We start from the raw sequence: 20,048 nt of genomic DNA on the forward strand, positions 1-20,048 counted from the left end.
ATCGAAGAGGAGGGGGTCCGGTATGGATCGGGGTTCGATGGTGACGGAGGGGCCCGGCCGCCCGGAGCGGCCGTTGGTCGTGGACGGGGGCCTGGCGACCCGACTGGAGGCCTACGGGCGTGACCTGGGTGGAGGTCTCTGGTCGGCGCGGCTGCTGGCCGAGGAACCGGAGCTGATAGCGCGGGTCCATCGCGACTACTTCGAGGCGGGCGCCGACGTGGCGATCGCCGCCGGATACCAGGCGAGCGTGGCGGGGTTCGTCTCCCTCGGATACTCGCGAAGGAGGGCCCTGGAGTCCATCGCCCGGTCGGTGGAGCTGGCGGTCGGGGAACGGGACGCCTTCGGGTCGGGGCTGGTGGCGGCCGGGGTCGGACCCTACGGTGCCGCCCGGGCCGACGGGTCGGAGTACACCGGCGACTACGACCTGGACGAGGAGGGGCTCTACCGCTGGCATAGGGAGCGCTGGAACGTACTGACCGATGCCGGGGCCGACCTGGTGGCCTGTGAGACCCTGCCCTCCCTGGCCGAGGCCAGGGCTCTGGCCCGGCTGACGCTGGAGACCCCGGGCGCGCGGGTGTGGTTCTCCTTCTCCTGTTCCGATGGGGAGCGGATCTCCGATGGGACACCGTTGCGCGAGGTGGCGGCGGAGTTGGCGCCGCTGCGCGAGAGCGGACGCCTCGTGGCGGTGGGGGTGAACTGCGTCCCGCCCCGGCACGTGCCCTCCCTGGTCCGCGCGGTCGCCTCGGCGGGGCTGCCCGCCGTGGCCTACCCCAACTCGGGCGAGGGGTGGGACGCCGCGCGCGGTGTGTGGACCGGTTCCGGGGAGAGCGAGCGCTTCGGTGAGGCCGCCGTCTCGTGGTGCCGGGAGGGGGCGGTCCTGGTGGGCGGCTGCTGCCGTACCGGGCCGGAACACGTGCGCGCCGTACGCGAGGCCCTGGAGGACGCGGGGCTCCGCTGAGCGACCGGAGCTCGCACGGCGGCGGCCCCTCCCCCGATCTCCGGGAGAGGGGCCGCCGTCCCTCATAGGCTCCGAGGCCCCGACTCAGCCCTCCTCGTTCTCGAACAGGCGGATCGCCGGAGGCTCCTCGTCCGTCGGCGGCACCTTGAAGGTCTTGAGGGCGAAGGACATGATGTCGTTGAACACCGGACCCGCCGCCTCGCCTCCGTAGTAAGTGCCCTGAGGGTCGTGCAAGACCACCTGGACCACCAGTTCGGGGTCGTCCGCCGGAGCGAAACCGGCGAAGGTCGCGGTGTACCCGCCCTCGTCGTAGCGGCCCGTCTCGGGGTCGATCCGGTTGGCGGTACCGGTCTTGCCCGCCACCCGGTACCCGTCGATACGGGCCTGGGGCGCGGTGCCCTCGTCCCCGGTGACCGCCTCCAGCATCAACTGGAGCTGTTCGGCGGTCTCCTCGCTGATCACCCGGTTCCGTTCGGGCTCCTCCGACGGGGTGAACTCCCCGTCGGGGGCGACGGTGCCCGCGATGAGGCGGGGTTCGACGCGCACACCACCGTTGGCGATGGTCGCGTAGACCGACGCCATCTGGGCGGCGTTCACGGACAGGCCGTGCCCGATGGACACCGAGGGAAGCTGGGTACCCCACCAGTCGTCGGGGTCGGTGAGGACCCCGGCCTCCTCGCCCGGCAGGGACAGTCCGGTGGGCTGCCCCAGCCCGAAGTCGGTCATGTACCGGTGCAGGACGTTCGCGCCCACCTGGTCGGCGATCTTGATCGTGCCCACGTTGCTGGACTGGGCCATGATGCCGTTGACGGTCAGACGCTGGGTGCCGTTGTTGGTGGAGTTGCGGAAGGTCTGGTCGTAGTACTGGAGCGCGTAGGGGACGGTGTAGACCGTCTCCGGGGTGGTCTTGCCCTCCTCCAGGGCCGCCGCCATGGTGATCACCTTGTTGGTGCTGCCCGGCTCGAAGGTGGCGGCCACCGCTCCGTTGGCCCACTCCTCGGCACCGCTGGAGGCGATGTCGTTCTGGGAGTAGGACGGGTAGTCGGCCATCGCCAGGATCTCGCCCTCCTTGTTGGAGACGACGACGCTGCCGCCCTGGGCGTCCAGCTCCTCGACCCGGTCCGCCAGGGCCTGGTAGGCGTACCACTGGAGATCGCGGTCCAGGGTCAGGCGCACGTCCTGGCCGGCCTCGGGTTCACGGACCAGCCCGCCCGCCATCGGGATCTGGGTGCCGTCCTGGGCCACCTCGACCTGACGTTTCCCGGCCTCGCCGGCGAGGGTGTCGTCCAGGTAGCCCTCCAGGCCCTCCAGCCCGTACCCCTCCGAGCCCACGAAACCCACCAGGTCGGCGGCTCCGGTCTCCTCGGGGTAGACACGCTGGTAGTCGACCTCGGCCCCCAGGCCGGAGAGCCCCTCCGAGCGCAGGTCCTGCCAGTCCGTCGGCGAGACCTTCCGCGCCACCACCTGGTAGCGGCTGGGCTTGGCGTCCACCTTCTCGGTGACGTCCTCCTCGTCGAGGTCGAAGCGGGTGACCAGTTCGTCGATGAGCCGATCCCGCTCGCCCTCCTCGACCTCCTCGGGGTCGACGAAGACGTTGCGGACCTCCACCGACAGGGCGAAGGGGTTGCCCTCCGCGTCGGTGATCCGCCCGCGCAGCGTGGGGATGTCGATGGTCTGCATACGCAGGTTGGCGGCGGCCTCGGCGTAGGTGTCGGCGTTGATCCCCTGGATCTGGGTGAGGCGCCCGGCGAAGAGCACCAGGATCACGACGATGATGATCCCGCCGACCTTGATCCGTTTGCGCGGATCCCCCTGCCGAAAGGTCCGCCGCAACAGAGGCGGGGGCGGTGGGGGCGTCGAGCCCCCGCGTCGGGTCGGGCGTTCCCCGCCCCGACGCACCTGACGCGCCGAACCGCCGCCCCCCGCGGCGGAACGCGGGCGCGCGCCGCCCGAGGGACGGCGCGACTGTCGCTGTGGGCCCTTGCTCGGCCGGGACCCGGAGCGACCGGTCGCTCCGGGCCTGCGCGGGTCACGAGGGCGTCGGTCCCGAGGCGTGCTCAATCATCGCTCCCAGCGTCCCCGGTGATCTCACCGTTGTCCAGATCCAGGAAGAGCGGGGCGTCGCCCGGCTCCATCCCCATCCTCTCGGCCTCCTCGGCGATGCGCTCCGAGGTCTCCAAGTGGGCGACGGACTCCTCCAGCTCCTGTTCCACGTACGACATCTCGCGGTTCTCCGACTGGAGGCTGGTGATCGTGTAGGCCTCCTGCGCCACGACGCTGCGCAACAGCAGGAGGCTGACCAGGGCTCCGGCCAACAGGCACAGGATGAGCAGCACGAAGGGGATCTTCGGTGCCCGCCCCGGGGCCGCCGGTCGCGCGCTCCGGGTCCCGGCCGCGGGGGCCTTGGTCCGCACGGGACGGGTCGGGGCGGCCGGACGGCCGGCGGCCCCGGTACGCCCTTTCCCGGTCCCTCGCCCCTTCGTGGTGCGGCGTGTGTCCGTCTTCGTACCCATGTGCTCTCCCTACTGCCGCGACGGCCTGCGCACGCGTTCGGCCGCCCTGAGCCGGGCGGACTGCGCGCGCGGGTTGCGTTCGTTCTCTTCCTCCGTGGGGAGTTCCGCTCCCCGGGTGAGGAGTCGGAGTTCCGGTCGACGGTCCGGGAGGGGGACCGGGAGGTCGGCGGGTGTGGTGTCGGTGGCCAGGGCCGCGAAGGCCCGCTTGGTCATCCGGTCCTCCAGGGAGTGGTAGGACAGCACCGCGATGCGTCCCCCCACCGCCAGCCTCGACAGGGCCGCGGGGAAGGTCTCCTGGAGGATCGACAGTTCGGCGTTGACCTCGATGCGCAGCCCCTGGAAGGTGCGCTTGGCCGGGTGCCCTCCGGTACGACGGGTGGCGGCGGGGATGGCCTCCCGGACGAGTTCGGCGAGTTCCCGGGTGGACTCGATCCGCCTCTGGGCCCGGCGGCGTTCGATGGCCCGGGCCACACGCGGCGCGAAGCGCTCTTCGCCGTAGGTGCGCAGGACCCGGATGAGCTCGCCGACGGGGTAGTCGTTGACGATCCGTTCCGCGGTGAGTTCCTGGCCCTGGTCCATGCGCATGTCCAAAGGCGCGTCGTGGGCGTAGGCGAAACCCCGCTCGGCCTCGTCCAGCTGAGGGGAGGAGACCCCCAGGTCGAGCAGGACGGCGTCGGCCTCGGCGAAGCCGGCCTCGTCCAGGGCCCGGGGGATCTCCGAGTAGATCGCGTGCGCGAAGTGGGTGCGGTCGGCGTAGGGGGCCAGGCGCTCGGCGCTGCGTTCCAGCGCGGTCGTGTCCCTGTCGACGCCGACCAGGCGCGCCTCGGGGCAGGCCCTGAGCAGCGCCTCGGAGTGTCCGCCGAGCCCGAGCGTGCCGTCGACCAGCACCGCTCCGGGCCGTTCGAGCGCCGGAGCGAGCAGTTCGATGATGCGGTCGCGCATCACCGGTACGTGCAGAGCGTCGTCCCCGGCCTCGGCGGGCGCCCGGCCCGCCTGGTCGTGGGCGGTGATGTCGTCGTGGTCTGGCCGGTCGTCCCCGTCGGGCCGATCCTGCTGCCGGGTGTCCCCCATGCGGTGCTGTTCCTCCACGCTGTCGCGGTCTCCCCCTGAGTCCGTGACGACGCCCCGGGGGCGTGCCACGGTGTCCTTCGCGTGGCCCGGCCGGTGATCGCCGGTGGGCCTCCGGACACGGCCGCCATTGTCCACCTTTTCGGCGGGTTCACGCTCACGACCTGGCGCCGGGGAAGTCGCGCCAGCTCGTGCGGCCGTCTCCGGAGACCGCTACCGGTCCCGGCACCGCATGGTCCGCGTGTCGTGGGAGCGAACGGCCGGGGCCGCCTCGCTCACGACATCCCGGGCAGCACCTCCTCTGAGAGTCGGGCGAACACCTGCTCCTGTTCGGCCTCGTACTCCGCCCACGCGTGGGCGTCCCAGATCTCCAGGCGCGTGTCGGCCCCGATGACGACGCACTCGCGTTCCAGACCCGCGTAGTCGCGCAGCTTCGGGGGGATGGTGACCCGGCCCTGCTTGTCGCAGGCCTGGTCCGACGCGCCGGAGAAGAGCATTCGACCGTAGTCGCGAACCGCCTTGGCGGTGACCGGCGCCGAACGCAGGGATCGGGTGAGATGGACGAAGCCGTCCGTGGGAAAGACGTAGAGGCAGCGCTCCTGGCCCTTCGTGATCACCACACCCCCCGACAGTTCGTCGCGGTACTTCGCGGGAAGGAACAATCGTCCCTTCTGGTCGAGGCGAGGTGTGTGGGTGCCGAGGAACACGCTCTCACCCCCTCACCCCCCATGTGGAGAATTCACCCTCTCCACGCCGCTCCACCTTACTCCACTCCTCCCCACCGTCAACAGCTCCAATCGGTGTCGATCCCCCGAATGATCGACAAATACGCAGGTGGAAGCGGCGCGTTCCGGGCAGGGCGGCCGTGCCCCCTCGCGCGCGTCGGGGGCACCGCCGCGGGGCCGCCCCACCCGGGGTTCCGGGTCCCTCTCTCCCCCGGCGCCTCCGCCCCGCCCGTCCCTCTTGGGAGCCCTTCGACCGTTTTTCCGCGTCCATCCCGCTTTTTCACACCACCCCCGCACCGATGATCGGGATAATGATTCGGGACCAATGGCCACTTCCGTTCTCCGGCTCCGCACGAGACCACCGATTCCGGCACTTTGGTTTGCAATCGGTCCGATTGGGCCTAGCCTCGGATCGATACACCTGGACATAGGGAGCGGGAGGGGTCTGGTGTCACTCGACACACGGCACGACGAGCACGAGGGCGGACTCCGGGAGGACCTGGGAGCCGTCTCCGCCGTCGCCGACCGCATCCGTGAGGCCATCGAGACGGTCATCGAGGGCAAACCCGACGTGCTCCGGGTCCTGTTGACCGTCCTGCTCGCCGAAGGGCATCTCCTCATCGAGGACGTGCCGGGTGTGGGCAAGACCATGCTGGCCAAGGCCCTGGGCCGGGCCGTGGACTGCTCGGTCCAACGCGTCCAGTTCACCCCGGACCTGCTGCCCGGCGACATCACCGGGGTCAGCGTCTACCACCAGGATCGCAACGAGTTCGAGTTCGCCCCGGGCCCGGTGTTCGCCAACATCGTGCTCGGCGACGAGATCAACCGCGCCTCGCCCAAGACCCAGTCCGCCCTTCTGGAGTGCATGGCCGAACGCCAGGTCAGCGTGGACGGCAGGACCCACGAGCTGGAACGCCCGTTCATGGTCGTGGCCACCCAGAACCCCTCCGACATGGAGGGCACCTACTCCCTCCCCGAGGCGCAACGAGACCGTTTCATGGCCAGGATCTCGGTCGGCTATCCCTCCCCCCAGGCCGAACTCGACATGATCGACAGCCATGGATCCCGGTCCCCCCTGGAGAACCTCTCCCCCGTCACCGACGCCGCCCGGATCCGGGATCTGGTCGAACGGGTGCGCCACGTCCACGTGGCCCCGGGCATGCGCCGCTACGTCGTCGACCTGGTCAACGCCACCCGGACCTCGCCCGAACTGAGGCTGGGCGCCTCGCCCCGCGCCACCCTGCATCTGGTGCGGGCCGCCCGTGCCCACGCCGCGCTGAACGGTCGCCACTACGTCGTCCCCGACGACGTGCAGACCCTCGCCGTGCCGGTCCTCGCCCACCGGTTGCTCCCCGGCCCCGAGGCCCGGATGGAGCGTCTCACCGCCGAGCAGATCGTGGCCGAGATCGTCTCCCGTCTGGCCGTCCCCGGCCCCCGCTGACCGCCCCCTCGCCTCCGTCCTCCCGCCCTCCCGAACCCCGATCGACCTTCCGAGAGACCGCTCATGCGTCCGCACCGCACCCTCACCGCCCGCGGCGGCCTGATGGCGACCTTCGGGACGATCGCCCTCGTCGTCGGCCTGGTCGTCGGTCAACGCGAGATCGTCGGCGTCGGTCTCCTGCTGCTCCTGCTCCCGCCGATCGGCGCCCTGACCCTCATCGGGGCCCTGGGGCGTGTCACGCACAGCCGGGACCTGCGGCCCCGCCGGGTCGCGGCGGGCTCCGACTCCCGTGTCCTGATCCGGATCGGGAACTCCTCCCTCGCCTGGCCCGTGGGCCGGATACGGATCGAGGACACCGTCCCCGCCCTCCTGGGCCACGAGCCCCGCTACACGCTGGGGCACCTGGGCCCGCGCGCCGTCCGGGACATCACCTATCTCGTGCGCCCGGCCGTACGGGGCCGTTATCCCGTCGGGCCGCTGCGGATCACCGTGCTCGACCCCCTGGGCTGTGTGCGGGCGACCCGCGACCTGGGCGCCCCCTCCTCACTGCTCGTCACCCCGCGCTTCGTCCCTCTGGGCTCTCCCGGAACCTCCGACGGCTCCCACGGCGAGGACGCCCCACGACGTTCGGTGACCGGGGTCGGCGAACAGGATCCGATCCCCCGCGCCTACCGGCACGGTGACGAGCTGCGCCGCGTGCACTGGCGCTCCACCGCCAAACACGGCGAGTTGATGGTGCGCCGCGAGGAGCAGCACCACCGAGAACACGACGTCCTCGTACTGGACACCCGTGACCACGCCCACCTGGGCGAGGACGAGGACGATTCCCTGGAGACCGCCGTGAGCGCGGCCGCCTCGATCGTCCTGCACCTGATGGAGCGTGGGCACCGGCTGCGTCTGCACACCGAACGGGGACGGCTGGGCACCGAGAACCCCTCCGAGGTGCTGGAGGAGCTGGCCGTGGTCGAGGCCTCCGAGGCCACCTCCCTGGCCGAGGCCGTCGTGGGACCGGGCGGGGCCCACGGTCCCTCGATCGGACTGTTCGTGGCGGTCCTGGGCGCCCTGAGCGCCGAGGACGTCTCCTCCCTGATCACCGTGGACGACTCGGCGACCCGTGTGGCGGTGCTGTGCTCCGGAGCCGACTGGCCCGACCCCGAGGCCCCGACCCGGGTCGCGGGCCTGCTCTCCGAACACGGATGGCGGGTGCTGTCCATCGACCACCCGACCGAACTCCCCGCGCTGTGGCACCGGGCACTGTCCACCGAGGACGGATGGGCCCCGACCGCCACCGCCTCCCGAACCCCCTGGGAAGGTCCGCGTTGAGAGCGTTGATGTCCCTGGCCGTCCTGGTCACGATGCTGGCGTCGCTGCCGTTGTTCGGCGGTCTGATCAACGGCGGTACGTGGTGGATCCAGGCCGCCGTGTTCATGGCCGTCGTCGCGCTCGTCTCCGCCGTCTACCGGTGGTACGTGAACGACTCGGTGGCCGTGCCCTTCCTCCAACTGTTCGCCGTGGTCCTGCTGTACACGCCGATGTACGCCCCGGGGACCGCCGCCCTGGGTGTCCTGCCCACGCTGGAGACCCTGAGGCGGACCGTCGACCTGATCGAACAGGGCCTGGGCACCATCGCCTCCGGTTCACCGCCCGTGTCCCCCACCGAGGGGCTGACCCTGATCGTCGCCCTGCTGTTCGTGGTGTTCGCCATGACGGCGGACTTCCTGGCGGTGACGGCGCGCTGCCCCGGCATGGTGGGCGGTCTCCTGCTGACCCTGCTGTCGGTGCCCCTGTTCGTGGACGACGCCGGCCTCCCCTGGGTCCCGACCGCGATCTGCGCCGTCGGTTTCCTGACCCTGCTGGCCCTGGACACATGGGTCCGCAATCGGGAGTGGGGCGCCCTGATCCCCTCGGCCGGCGGCCCCGTCTCCCGGGTGAGCGGGGTCGTCGGCGGTACGGGCGTCGTGGCCGCCGTCGTGGTCCTGGCCCTGGTGCCCGCGCTGCTGCTCCCGCTGACGATGTCCTCGCTGCGCACCGACGCGTTCCATGCCCTCGTCGGCGACCGACGGCTCGGCGGCGCGAGCGACACCGTGACCACCACGCATCCGTTGGTGTCCCTGCGCCGCGATCTGGCCGCCACCTCCGACCGGACCGTGCTGACCTACCGCACGGACGACGAGGACCCCGAGTACCTGCGCACCTTCGTCCTGGACGGGTTCGACGGCGAGAACTGGACGATGACCCCGGTACGCACCGGGCGCGACAACGCCCTCGACGACCCTCTGCCGCGGCCCCCGGGCCGGGAGTGGGGACCGAACGAGGAGGTCGTGACCACACGGATCACACCGGCCTCGGGGACCCCGTCCATGGACTTCCTGCCTCTGCCCTACCCCTCCGTGTCGGTGGAGGTCGACGGCGATTGGTACGTGGATCCGGCCACCCTGATGGTCTTCACCACCGACACCCCGGTGGAAGGGGAGGAGTTCGTGGTGCTCTCGGCCCGTAACCGGCCGGGGGCCGAGGCCCTCTCCTCCGCGGGGCCTCCCGGCACGTCGTTGGACGACCATCTCGCCCTGCCCGGCGGCTTGGACGGCCGGGTGGGGGAACTGACCGCCTCCCTCGTCGAAGGCGCCGGGTCCGACTACGAGAAGGCCCTCACCCTCCAGGACTTCTTCACCGACGGCTCCTTCACCTACGATCTGGCCCCTCCCCCGGTGCCCACCGGCTCCGATCCCCTCGCCCACTTCCTCTTCGACGACCGGACCGGCTACTGCGAGCAGTACGCCGGGGCGATGGCGGTCATGGCCCGCCAGGCGGGGATCCCCTCCCGTGTCGCCGTGGGGTACACGGCCGGCAGCCCCGACGGCGGCGATCGTTGGACCGTGTCCGCACGCGACGCGCACGCCTGGCCCGAGCTGTACTTCGAGGGTTCGGGCTGGGTGCGCTTCGAACCCACTCCGGCCGCTCCCGAAGACGGCCAGGGCACCGCCTCCCGACCGGACTACTCCTCGGAAGGGGACTCGGCCGACGAGGAGGCCTCCCCCTCCCCTTCGTCCGACCCCGAGGAGAGCGCCTCCCCGGAGGCGACCCCGTCCTCCCCCGAGACGGACGGCGCGACCGCCGGCGGCTCGGACGGCACGGAACGGGACGACGCCTCCGGCACGTCGGGGTCCACGCCACCGGCCTGGCTGCCCGCGGTCGGTGTCGCTCTGGCCGCCCTGTTCCTACTCTGCGCCCCGCTGCTGTCACGAGCGCTGATCCGCCGTTCCCGGCGGGCCTCGGTCGGTTCCGGAGGGGTCTCCTCCGCGCACTCGGCCTGGCGCGAGGTGCGCGACACCTGCCTGGATCTGGGGACCGCCTGGAACCTGGAGGAGAGCCCGCGCGCGACCGCACGACGGTTGGGGGCCTCCCTTCCGGAACCCTCCGAGCCCGCCCGTGCCGCGTTGTGGCGGCTGGCCCTGGCAGAGGAGACCGCCCGTTACGCGCCCGAACCGCACACCGTACAGAGCTCGGGCGTCGACCTGGACACGGTCGTCACGGCGTTGACCGCCACCGTTCCACCCGGCCGACGGTGGCGCGCCCTCTTGATCCCGCTCTCGCTCCTGCCTCGGCGGCGGTCGGGGCCGGGGGACGAGCCGGCCCCCGCGCCTCTCTGAGCCGGGTCGCCCGCCGGCTCCACCGAGCGGACACGGCGGGCCCCGGCCCGCGAGGTCATCGGCCCCTCACGAAGAGAAAGACGGTGGGGCCCGTAGGCGACCACCTATGGTCGTCCACGGACCCCACCGTCAGGCATGTCCCGGTGCAGGAAGCGTTTCACCGGAGAGGCGGGGCGTACCCCGCCCGCCCGGTCAACGTCCGTCGCCCTCCTGACGACGACGCCAACGCTCCTCGAAACGGTTCATCATCCCGGAGCGTTTGTCGCCCCTGCGCCTCTTGGGCGCGGCCTCCTCGGTGGCCATCTCGGCTCCGCCACCCGACGACTTGCGCCAGGCGTTGGCCCCCATCAGGAAGGAGGCCAGCATGATGACGAAACCGAGGACGCTGATCGTCACCGGCAGCACCATGGACGTGTCCGGGTTGCTCAGCAGCAGACCCAGGAGCAGCAGCACGATACCGACGACGAAACCGATTCCGGCCCTGATGATCCAGCGCTTGTAATGCACCGAGGGGTTCGTCTGCCGAACGGTGTTGGCGAACTTCGGGTCCTCGGCATACAGCGCCTGCTCGATCTGGTCGAGCATGCGCTGCTCGTGTTCAGAGAGCGGCACGGCGCCTCCCTACGGCAGTCCCCGGTTGGGGTGACGGGTACTGGTGAACGGTCTCTTGATCAGTGGTATGCCCAGAATACGGTGCGCTAGCGCCTGGTGGAAAGAAAAGCTGCGTCTGTATCGGGCCCACCACGGCCACGATACCCCCGCCCTGTAGAGGAAACACCGGCTTCCATGCCTCTCTTCTTACCTGCTTCCGGTTCTCCCCTGAGAACGCTCGGGGGTCACCGAAAGTTGCCGCATCATACGTCGTTTTCATCACTCTTGGCCAATATGGCCGACTGTATCGCGCCTGGCCCGAAACGAGCCGTTACGCGGTCCATAACCCGTTCAACGTCCCGCCAACCCGTGTCCTCCTCCCCCAGGGTCATCTGACGGGGGGTCAGCTCCGCCGGAGAGACCCCCTCCACACGTACGCCCACCAGGCGCAGCGGCGTGCCCCTGAGCCCCGAGGACGCATGGAGCTCACGGGCCACGAGACTGATCTCGTGAGCCACGTCCGTGCTCTCCGTGAGGGTTCTGGACCTGGTGATCGTGGAGAAGTCGGCCCTCCGCAGCTTCACGCTCACCGTGCGTCCCACCTGCCCCGTGGCACGCAATCTGTGCGCCACCTTCCCGGACAGGCGCAGCAACTCACGATCGACCAGATCCGGGTCGTCCACGTCCACGGAGAAGGTCTCCTCGGCCCCGACGCTCTTGTCCGGAGCGTCGGTGACCACCGGGCTGGGATCGTGTCCCCGTGAGAGCTCGGCCAGCCGCACACCGGCCTTCTCCCCCAACTCCATGCGCAGCAATTCGACGTCGGCCCGGGCCAGGGCACCGACCGTGCGCAGCCCCAGACGCGCCAGACGTTCCTCGGTCCGATCCCCCACCCCGGGCAGGGCGCCGACCGGCAACGGATCCAGGAACCTCTGGACCGTCGCCGTGGGGACCACCAGGAGACCGTCGGGCTTGCAATGGGTGGAACCGAGTTTGGCCACCAGACGTGTGGCGGCCACGCCCACCGAACAGGTGAGTCCCTGCTCGGCGCGGACCCGCTCACGAATGGTCGCGGCGATGCGCGCCGGACCGCCGGCCACACGTCGGGCACCGGACACGTCGAGGAAGGCCTCGTCCAGGGACAGAGGTTGAACCAGCGGTGTGAACGATCGCAGAATGTCCATGACCGCCTCGGAGACACGGCGGTAGCGCGCCCCGTCGGGCGGATAGACCAGGGCGTCCGGGCACAGACGCAGGGCCCGGCTCATCGGCATGGCCGAATGCACCCCGTGGCGGCGGGCCGCGTAGTCGGCGGAGGAGACCACGCCGCGCGGCCCCGTACCGCCCACGATCACCGGACGATCGCGGGCCTCGGGCCTGCGCAACCGTTCGACGCCGGCGAAGAACGCGTCCATGTCCAGGTGCAGGACGTCGCAGTCGAAGTCCGGACCGGAGCCGTCCACGGGAAAACCCGCGCCCAGCGGGACGATGCCGTCAGAGGTGACCACACCCCGCAGAGCGGCCCCGCGTTCCAGCTGACGTCGGCTCATGTCGCCAGATTACGTCCTGCCCCGTGCCGTCCGCCCCCGCCCCCTGCCCCGGTCAGCCGCGGTGGGCGATGACGTGCAGCTGGGTGGCGATGCCGATGAGCTCGGGATGCCCGGCCGCGGCCTTCTCCAGCTCCAGCAGGTGCTGCCCGGCCTGGGCGTCGCCCTCCCAGGCGTGCCCGGGGATGACGTCGGTGAAGACCCGCACCCCGCGGACGCTCTCCCCGGTCAGGCCGGCCGCGCCGACCAGTTCCAGCAGGCCCTGCCGGGTGAACCGGCGCGGCATGGGGTCGGCCTCGCCCCAACGACCGTCGGGATCGGACAGCAGACGGTGGGCGTCGGCGACGTGCCCGGCCAGGGCGCGGTGCAGGGCCCCGGCGACCGCGTTGGTCGCCAGCAGGCTGACCGCGCCCCCGGGCCGGGTGACGCCGACGACGTCGGCCAGCGCCGCCGCCGGGTCCTCGACGTACTCCAGGACGTTGTGCACAAGCACCAGGTCGGCGCCCTCGGCCGGAACCAGGGAGGGCAGATCGCGGGTGTCGCCCTGGACCCCGCGCACCGTCACACCGCTCTCGGCGGCGCGACGTTCCAGGGCCGCCAGCGAGTCCGGGTTGGGTTCGACGACGGTCACCCGATGGCCGAGCTCGGCGAGCGGGACGGCGGCACCGCCGGTGCCCCCGCCCGCGTCGACGATCTCCAGGGGAGCGCCCTCGGACAGGTCGGGCAGCAGACGGGCCAGGGCGTCCCACACCACCGCGGTTCTGGCGGCACCGGCCGCACGCGCCGGGCCGGTCGTACCGCTCACGCCGAGACCACCGATGGCGGTCGCGGGCGTGCCGCTCCTGTCAGTCACCTGGTTCCCTCAATCAGCTAGTAACCCCGACACCCGACCCCGGAGGGCGGGCTCAGAGCGAGAGCGTCGACTTGTTCTCCAACAGCCTGGACAGGAGTCCGCTGATGAAGTTGGGCGACTCGTCGGTGGACAGCTCCTTGGCCACCCCGACGGCCTCGGCGATCGCCACCCCGTCGGGGATGTCCTCGGCCCACAGCAACTCGTAGGCGCCCATCCGGAGGATGTTGCGGTCCACGACCGGCATGCGCTCCAGGGTCCAACCGATGGCGTACTCGTCGAGGAGCTCGTCGATCCGCCCCCGCCGCTCGTCGACGGAGCGGGCGAGCCGCTCGGTGAACTCGTTGATCGGCGGTTCGGGCTGGGCCCTACGGCGCTTGATGACCTCTTCGATCGTGATGCCGCGGACCTCGGCCTCGTAGAGGACCTCGACCGCGCGCCGCCGGGCCTTGCGTCGTGCACCGCTCATCAGTTGACACGCCCGAGGTAGTCACCGGTGCGGGTGTCGACCTTGACGCGCTCGCCCTGGTTGATGAACAGGGGCACCTGGATGGTGGCACCGGTCTCGACGGTGGCGGGCTTGGTGCCGCCGGTGGAGCGGTCGCCCTGGACGCCCGGGTCGGTCTGGGTGATCTCCAGGTCGACGGCGGCGGGCATCTCGATGTAGAGCGGGTTGCCCTCGTTGGTGGCCACCGTGACCTTGGTGTTCTCCAGCAGGTAGCCCTTGGCGTCGCCGACGACGGTCTCGGAGACCGGGATCTGGTCGTAGGTCTGGGTGTCCATGAAGATGAAGGACTCGCCGTCGTGGTACAGGTACTCCATGTCGCGGCGGTCGACGTTGGCGAACTCGACCTTGGCGCCGGCGTTGAAGGTCTTGTCGACGATCTTGCCCGTGAGGACGTTCTTCAGCTTGGTACGGACGAACGCGCCGCCCTTGCCCGGCTTGACGTGCTGGAACTCCAGGACGTTCCAGAGAACGCCGTTGTCGAGTCGCAGGGTCGTGCCGTTCTTGATGTCGTTCGTCGTGGCCACTTAGGTCGTCTCTCCCAGGGGTTTGACACGTCGGAGACCGGACGGGGTGGTCCGGTCGGTGTTCGGTGGGACGAAGCGCGATCCGGGCCCCCGAGCGGCTGACGCGGCTCGGGGCGCGGACACTCCCCGCCCCTACGCATTCTAGTGGCTTCGCGGGCCCCGGAAACCGTCCGAGACGGCCCGGTAGGCCTCGTCCAGCAGCTCAGGGGCGGGTCCCGCCAGGATGGCGGGGCGTGCCGGGCCGTCCAGGACCACGAAACGCAGCGTGTTGCCACGGGCCTTCTTGTCGACGCTCATGGTGGCGCGCAGGTCGTCCCAGGAGTCGGCGGTGTAGGAGACGGGCAGCCCCACCGAGGCGAGCACGTCACGGTGGCGTCGGACCAGGTCGGCGTCGATACGCCCGTCGGCGTGGGCGAGTTCGGCGGCGAAGACCATGCCCACCGAGACCGCGTATCCGTGCCGGAAGGTGTAGTTCTCGGCCTTCTCGATGGCGTGCCCGAGGGTGTGCCCGTAGTTGAGGATCTCCCGGCGGCCGCTCTCGCGCAGGTCGCCGGAGACCACGTCGGCCTTGAAGCGGATGCCGCGTTCGATGAGTTCGCGGGTGTGCCGCCCCTCGGGGGTGGTGGCGCCCTCGGGGTCGTCCTCGATCAGTTCGCAGATGACCGGGTCGTCGACGAACCCGGCCTTGATGATCTCCGCGAGACCGCCGATGTAGTCGGCCTTGGGCACCGTGGCCAGGGTGGACAGGTCGCACAGGACCCCGGCCGGGGGGTGGAAGGCCCCCACCAGGTTCTTGCCCTCGGGGGTGTTGATACCGGTCTTGCCGCCCACGGCGGCGTCGACCATGCCCAGCAACGTGGTGGGCACCAGCACCGAACGCACCCCGCGCAGCCAGGTCGCGGCGACGAAGCCGGCCAGGTCGGTGGCGGCCCCGCCGCCCACGCCCACGACGGCGTCGCTGCGGGTGAAGTTGAACGAGCCCAGACGCGACCACAGATCGGCGGCGACGGCGACGGTCTTGGCGGCCTCTCCGTCGGGCACCGGCATCGGGCGCACCGTGTACCCGCCGGCCGTCAGAGCCTCGGAGACCCGGGCCGCGATGTCCTCCAGCCCCTCCGGGTGGATGACCGCGACCTGGGCGGCGCCCTCGACCAGGGCGGGCAGCTCACCGAGGAGGTCCTCACCGACCAGCACGTCGTAGCGTCCGGCGGAGTCGCCCACTCCGATACGGGTCACGGTCACTTCTCGGCCTTTCCGGTGGGGAGGGATTCGACGATCGAGTCCACGATCTCCTCGGGGTGGTACTCCGTCGTGGGGACGGTCACCGAGGCCAGGGCCTCGTAGATCGGAAGCCGCTCGTTGAGGAGCTTGCGCAGTCGGGCGCGCGGGTTCCCGGCGAGCAGCGGGCGGGCCACGTCCATACCGACGCGCTTGGCGGCCTCGCCGAACTCGACCTGGAGGTAGACGACATGGTGGACGGCGAGGTCCTTACGGGTGTCCTCGTCGAGGATCGCGCCGCCCCCGACGGCGATGACCCCTTCCCAGGAGCGCAGACCCTCCGCGACGACCTCGCGCTCCAATGCCCGGAAGCCCTCCTCGCCGTCCTCGACGAAGATGTCGCCGATGGGCTTGCCCGCGCGCCTCTCGATCTCGGTGTCGGTGCACAGCAGGTCCGCCCCGAGCCGGCGGGCCAGTGCCTCTCCGACGGTGGATTTGCCCGAACCGGGCGAACCGATGAGCACCGCGATCGCTCTTGCCACGCTCTGCCTACCTATCGGGGTCCGTCCCCACGCGCGCGGGGACCGTTCCGGTCGTCTGTCGATGCGGGGTCCGGCGGCGATGGGCCCATGGCCTCGGGGAGGGCCGCCGGTCGCGCCCCTCCCTCTGTCTAGCAGACGGAGCGTCCCCACGCGCGCGAAGGGAAAAGGGGACGGCCCGCCCCCGACGAGGGCGGGCCGTCGACTCTCTAGCGGATCGTCAGCGAGTCCAGGTAGCCCTGGAGGTTGCGGGCGGTCTCGGCGACCGAGTCGCCTCCGAACTTCTCGACCGCGGCCTCGGCGATGACCAGTGCCACCATCGCCTCGGCGACCACGCCCGCGGCGGGCACAGCGGTGACGTCGCTGCGCTGGTGGTGGGCCTGGGCCGGCTCACCGGTCCCGGTGTCGATGGTGTCCAGGGCGCGCGGCACCGTGGCGATCGGCTTCATCGCCGCGCGCACGCGCAGCGGGTCACCGGTGCTCATACCGCCCTCGACGCCCCCCGCGCGGTTGGTGCGCCGACGCACGCCGTCGGGCCCGGGCTCGATCTCGTCGTGTGCCTGGGAGCCCCGACGGGCCGCGGTGCGGAAGCCGTCGCCGACCTCGACGCCCTTGATCGCCTGGATGCCCATGAGGGCGCCGGCCAGACGCGCGTCCAGACGACGGTCCCAGTGCACGTGACTGCCCAGACCGGGAGGCAGGTTGTAGGCGAGTACCTCGACGACGCCGCCCAGGGTGTCCCCGGACTTCTTGGTGTCGTCGACCTCCTCGACCATGCGGGCGCTGGTCGCGGGGTCGAAGCAGCGCAGCGGGTCGGCGTCGACCGCGGCCAGGTCCTCGGGGCGCGGCTCGGGGGCGTCCTCGGGCACCGAGACCGGGCCCATGGACACGACGTGGCTGATGATCTCGATCCCCAGCGCCTGACGGCAGAAGCTCCGGGCGACCTCTCCGATGGCCACGCGCGCCGCGGTCTCCCGGGCGCTGGCCCGTTCGAGGATGGGGCGGGACTCGGTGTGCCCGTACTTCTGCATGCCCACGAGGTCGGCGTGGCCGGGTCGCGGACGGGTGAGCGGCGCGTTGCGCGCCACGCCCTCCAGTTCCTCGGCGGGGACCGGGTCGGGCGACATCACCTTCTCCCACTTGGGCCACTCGGTGTTCCCGACCTCGATCGCGACCGGTCCCCCCTGGGTACGGCCGTGGCGAATGCCTCCGATGACGGAGACCTGATCTTTCTCGAACTTCATCCGGGCGCCTCGACCGTACCCGGCGCGGCGGCGGAGCAGAGCGGCGGCGATGTCGTCAGAGGTGACGGACACACCGGCCGGAAGGCCCTCCAGAATCGCGACGAGTGCCGGTCCGTGGGACTCCCCCGCGGTCAGCCAACGCAACATGTGCACGATCCTCCCACGGATCGGGGGGCGGAGTGGAACCCGACCCCGGGTCAGGGCACCAGGGGCGCCCCCGTGAACACCGTGGCGAGGGTCGCGGCGATCATGAACGGGCCGAGCGGAAGGGGTTCGGATCGGGTGACCCTGCGCAGCAGCAGGAGCGCCAGACCGACCAGGGAGAAGGAGGCGAAGGCCCAGAGGACGCCGACCATCGCGCCGAGCGGGCCGGCGGCCCAACCCGCGTAGAGGCCGGTCAGGCCGGAGAGTTTGACGTCGCCGAAGCCGAGACCGCGGGGGTGGATCCGCCACAGGAACCAGTACAGGACGGCGACCAGGACGAGGCCGATGAGCGCGTGCGCGCCGCGTTCGAGGTCCGGACCCGCGGGCGGCAGGAGGACGGCGGCGGCCAGCAGCGCCCCCGCGACGGGGTAGGCGGGGCCCACGAGGGCGTCGGGCAGACGCATCACCCGCAGGTCGATGGCGCAGAGCGCGACGCCCAGGGCGATCAGCCAGAGGACGGCCGCCGCCCCGAACGGGGACCAGCCCGCCGGTTGGTGCGCCAGAAGTGGAACGGTCAGGGCGAAGAGCGCTCCCGTGACCACGACCGTCGGAAGGTGGGACGCGATCGGCCGCCCGCATCCCGGGCACCGTCCATCGCCGAGGATCCCGCGCTCCACCGGTACGGGCAGACCCCGGACGAAACGGAGCGCCGTACGACAGTGCGGGCAGCGCGGCGGCGCCGGTCCGGGGTCCTCCCGAGGCCCCTCCACCGGCGGTCTCGATCCTCGTTCGGGCGCGCCTTCCGGGTGCCCGGGCCCGGGTGTGGCACCGTCCTGACCCGGGGGGTTCTCGGGGCCGGCGTGCTCCGCCGGACGAGAGGACACGGCCACGTCCGCGTCGGCCGGGCCGAACAGGTGGACCAGGCGTCCGGTGCCGCGGCCGACGATCAGGCCGAGCGCGCCGAGGGCCGCGGCGGCCACGACCGACCAGAGCACCGGGGAGGCCATGAGGGCCGAGGGGGTGGACATGTTCGGAAACTACCGGCCCGGAAGGCTCGGCGACAGTGGCTCGCGCGACCTGTGGACAGAGCGGGGAGGGGCCGGCGGCCGCCTCCGGTCACTCTTCGTCGCGTTGGGCGCGCACCACGGCGCTCAGTTCGATCCCGCCGGGAAGGACGTGCCGGAGTTCGTCGGCCAGACGCTCGGCGACACGGCGCAGCGACTCGTCGTCGCGCTCCTCCAGCTCCAACCGGATACCGATGTCACAGCGTTCGGAGGCGTGGATGCGCACGCGTTCGATACCGAACTCGGCGTGGGTCACCCGATAGACCAGGGACAGGACCTGGGGGTCGTCCTTGGGTTCGGGGACGGTGCCGTGCTCGGCGAGCATGGTGAGGAAACGGCCCTGGACCGTGTACGGGACGGGGCCGGAGACGTCGAGGACCAGCGCGTCGGCGTTCTCCTCCAGGGTGGCCTGGCAGGCGTCCTTGGTGGTGAAGGGCACGGGGCGGGCGTCGGGTCTCCAACGTCGGACCGCGTCCACGGAGGTGAAGGCGAGCACGCCCCGGCGACCGTCCTTGCCGGTCATGATGGGGATCGCGACCTCGCTGTTCTTGTCCTTGGTGAGGCCGCCCACCCCCTCCTCGGTCTCGGTGGCCACGGCCACGACGGGGATGAGCACGCGGGAGTCGCTGAGCGCGGACAGGACCTGGCGGTCGCCGACCTCGCCGGCGGCGTGGTCGCGCAGCCGGCTCTCGACTACCGGGTCGGCGCTGCCGTCGTCGTCTCGGAAGTTCTGGGCGCCGATGATGGATGGTCTGCTCACGGGGTCCGACTCTACCCGGGATGCGCCTATACGACGGGTACGCCTCTTCGACAGGACCATGTGACCTCTCCCCCTCCCGGGCCGCGGACGGCCGTTCCTCGGGGGCGATCGGCCGTGTGCCGTGTGCCCCTGCCACAGCTTCACAGGCGGGCGCGGCGCGGGGTCGCGTTTCCTCACGAAAGACGTGAAACGGTCGCGAAAGGACCCCGACGCCTCGGTTTCGACGGGCGACTGAGATGTCTAGGGGCGTTCGGATGCGCCACCGAGCGCGGCGACGATCTCCCGCAGCTGACCGACCTGTTCCCGGCTGAGCCGGTCGAAGACCAGCGAGCGGACCCGCGCGGCGTGCCCCGGGGCGGCCCGACGCAGGAGTCGGTCGCCCTGGTCGGTGAGGACCGCCCACAGGCCGCGCCGGTCGTCCGCGCAGCTCTCCCGGCGCACGTGGCCGTTGCGCTCCAGTCTGGCGATCTGGTGGGAGAGCCGACTCTTGGAGACGATGACACTGTCGGCGAGGGAGCGCATACGCATACGCCGATCGGGCGCCTCCGACAGATGGGCGAGGATGCCGTACTCGATGAGGGAGAGTCCGTCGCGGTCGCGGAGATCGTGTTCGAGCTCGTCGTAGATCCAGGAGTTCATCCGCAGGAATCCGCGCCAGACGCCCTGTTCGTCGGCGTCGAGCCAGGCCTTGTCCATGGGTGGAT

Annotated in this window: 19 protein-coding genes; 4 read left to right on the forward strand and 15 right to left on the reverse strand. The window is 71.2% G+C overall.

Annotated elements, in window-relative coordinates; translation table 11 throughout:
* The first annotated feature begins 22 nt into the window (after positions 1–22).
* Entirely contained in the window at positions 23–958 is a 936-nt protein-coding gene (mmuM, locus tag TR33_RS01775) for a homocysteine S-methyltransferase (protein WP_014912446.1), read from the forward strand.
* Between the two features lie 84 nt (positions 959–1,042).
* Here the strand turns inward: mmuM and TR33_RS01780 are convergent, their stop codons facing one another.
* The 4 genes from TR33_RS01780 to mraZ form a co-directional block, all read right to left on the reverse strand.
* Positions 1,043–3,019 carry a peptidoglycan D,D-transpeptidase FtsI family protein gene (locus tag TR33_RS01780; RefSeq protein ID WP_026124922.1) on the reverse strand — a complete coding sequence of 659 codons (1,977 nt, stop codon included), beginning with the start codon at positions 3,017–3,019 and terminating at the stop codon, positions 1,043–1,045.
* Positions 3,016–3,471 carry a cell division protein FtsL gene (locus tag TR33_RS01785; RefSeq protein WP_017534089.1) on the reverse strand — a complete coding sequence of 152 codons (456 nt, stop codon included), beginning with the start codon at positions 3,469–3,471 and terminating at the stop codon, positions 3,016–3,018. The genes TR33_RS01780 and TR33_RS01785 overlap by 4 nt, the downstream gene beginning before the upstream one ends.
* A gap of 9 nt (positions 3,472–3,480) precedes the next feature.
* Positions 3,481–4,542 carry a 16S rRNA (cytosine(1402)-N(4))-methyltransferase RsmH gene (gene rsmH / locus TR33_RS01790; RefSeq protein WP_017534090.1) on the reverse strand — a complete coding sequence of 354 codons (1,062 nt, stop codon included), beginning with the start codon at positions 4,540–4,542 and terminating at the stop codon, positions 3,481–3,483.
* A 272-nt stretch (positions 4,543–4,814) separates the two neighbouring features.
* Positions 4,815–5,246, reverse strand: a complete 432-nt coding sequence (gene mraZ, locus TR33_RS01795; protein WP_014911491.1) for a division/cell wall cluster transcriptional repressor MraZ — start codon at positions 5,244–5,246, stop codon at positions 4,815–4,817.
* A 466-nt stretch (positions 5,247–5,712) separates the two neighbouring features.
* Here mraZ and TR33_RS01800 point away from each other — a divergent pair, with 466 nt between their 5' ends.
* The 3 genes from TR33_RS01800 (at position 5,713) to TR33_RS01810 (ending at position 10,355) form a co-directional block, all read left to right on the forward strand.
* Positions 5,713–6,705, forward strand: coding sequence for an AAA family ATPase (locus TR33_RS01800; RefSeq protein ID WP_017534091.1), 993 nt, complete (start codon positions 5,713–5,715; stop codon positions 6,703–6,705).
* A 63-nt stretch (positions 6,706–6,768) separates the two neighbouring features.
* Positions 6,769–8,028 (forward strand): DUF58 domain-containing protein, encoded by a 1,260-nt coding sequence (locus TR33_RS01805; RefSeq protein WP_017534092.1) that lies wholly within the window; start codon positions 6,769–6,771, stop codon positions 8,026–8,028.
* An 8-nt stretch (positions 8,029–8,036) separates the two neighbouring features.
* Positions 8,037–10,355: a transglutaminaseTgpA domain-containing protein gene (locus tag TR33_RS01810; RefSeq protein ID WP_042281280.1), complete on the forward strand. Its 2,319-nt coding sequence runs from the start codon at positions 8,037–8,039 to the stop codon at positions 10,353–10,355.
* Between the two features lie 192 nt (positions 10,356–10,547).
* On the opposite strand, the gene TR33_RS01815 is transcribed toward TR33_RS01810, so the two are convergent.
* The 11 genes from TR33_RS01815 to TR33_RS01865 all read right to left on the reverse strand — a co-directional run bounded on the left by TR33_RS01815 (position 10,548) and on the right by TR33_RS01865 (position 20,040).
* The gene (locus TR33_RS01815) at positions 10,548–10,967 is read right to left on the reverse strand and encodes an SCO2097 family morphological protein (protein WP_014913501.1); all 420 of its coding nucleotides are present in this window, start codon (positions 10,965–10,967) and stop codon (positions 10,548–10,550) included.
* A 242-nt stretch (positions 10,968–11,209) separates the two neighbouring features.
* Positions 11,210–12,496, reverse strand: a complete 1,287-nt coding sequence (dinB, locus tag TR33_RS01820; RefSeq protein WP_014908944.1) for a DNA polymerase IV — start codon at positions 12,494–12,496, stop codon at positions 11,210–11,212.
* 52 nt (positions 12,497–12,548) lie between these two features.
* A complete protein-coding gene (locus tag TR33_RS01825; protein WP_017534094.1) occupies positions 12,549–13,346 on the reverse strand; it encodes a methyltransferase domain-containing protein in 798 nt (265 codons plus the stop codon).
* 52 nt (positions 13,347–13,398) lie between these two features.
* Entirely contained in the window at positions 13,399–13,812 is a 414-nt protein-coding gene (gene nusB / locus TR33_RS01830; RefSeq protein WP_017534095.1) for a transcription antitermination factor NusB, read from the reverse strand.
* Positions 13,812–14,375 carry an elongation factor P gene (efp, locus tag TR33_RS01835; RefSeq protein WP_017534096.1) on the reverse strand — a complete coding sequence of 188 codons (564 nt, stop codon included), beginning with the start codon at positions 14,373–14,375 and terminating at the stop codon, positions 13,812–13,814. The genes nusB and efp overlap by 1 nt, the downstream gene beginning before the upstream one ends.
* Positions 14,376–14,516: 141 nt before the next feature.
* On the reverse strand, positions 14,517–15,617 hold the full coding sequence (gene aroB / locus TR33_RS01840; protein ID WP_042280998.1) for a 3-dehydroquinate synthase: 1,101 nt from the start codon (positions 15,615–15,617) through the stop codon (positions 14,517–14,519).
* Positions 15,614–16,117, reverse strand: coding sequence for a shikimate kinase (locus tag TR33_RS01845; RefSeq protein ID WP_017534098.1), 504 nt, complete (start codon positions 16,115–16,117; stop codon positions 15,614–15,616). Before TR33_RS01845 ends, aroB begins: the two co-directional genes overlap by 4 nt.
* A 224-nt stretch (positions 16,118–16,341) precedes the next feature.
* Positions 16,342–17,523: a chorismate synthase gene (gene aroC, locus TR33_RS01850; RefSeq protein ID WP_017534099.1), complete on the reverse strand. Its 1,182-nt coding sequence runs from the start codon at positions 17,521–17,523 to the stop codon at positions 16,342–16,344.
* Positions 17,524–17,573: 50 nt separating this feature from the next.
* Entirely contained in the window at positions 17,574–18,548 is a 975-nt protein-coding gene (locus tag TR33_RS01855) for a prepilin peptidase (RefSeq protein WP_042280999.1), read from the reverse strand.
* A gap of 88 nt (positions 18,549–18,636) precedes the next feature.
* The gene (locus tag TR33_RS01860; RefSeq protein ID WP_014912022.1) at positions 18,637–19,344 is read right to left on the reverse strand and encodes an SseB family protein; all 708 of its coding nucleotides are present in this window, start codon (positions 19,342–19,344) and stop codon (positions 18,637–18,639) included.
* Between the two features lie 240 nt (positions 19,345–19,584).
* Positions 19,585–20,040, reverse strand: coding sequence for a MarR family winged helix-turn-helix transcriptional regulator (locus tag TR33_RS01865; protein WP_042281000.1), 456 nt, complete (start codon positions 20,038–20,040; stop codon positions 19,585–19,587).
* Between the last annotated feature and the right edge of the window lie 8 nt (positions 20,041–20,048).

The sequence above is a fragment of the Nocardiopsis alba genome, assembly GCF_000710955.1.
Taxonomy (GTDB): Bacteria; Actinomycetota; Actinomycetes; order Streptosporangiales; family Streptosporangiaceae; genus Nocardiopsis; species Nocardiopsis alba.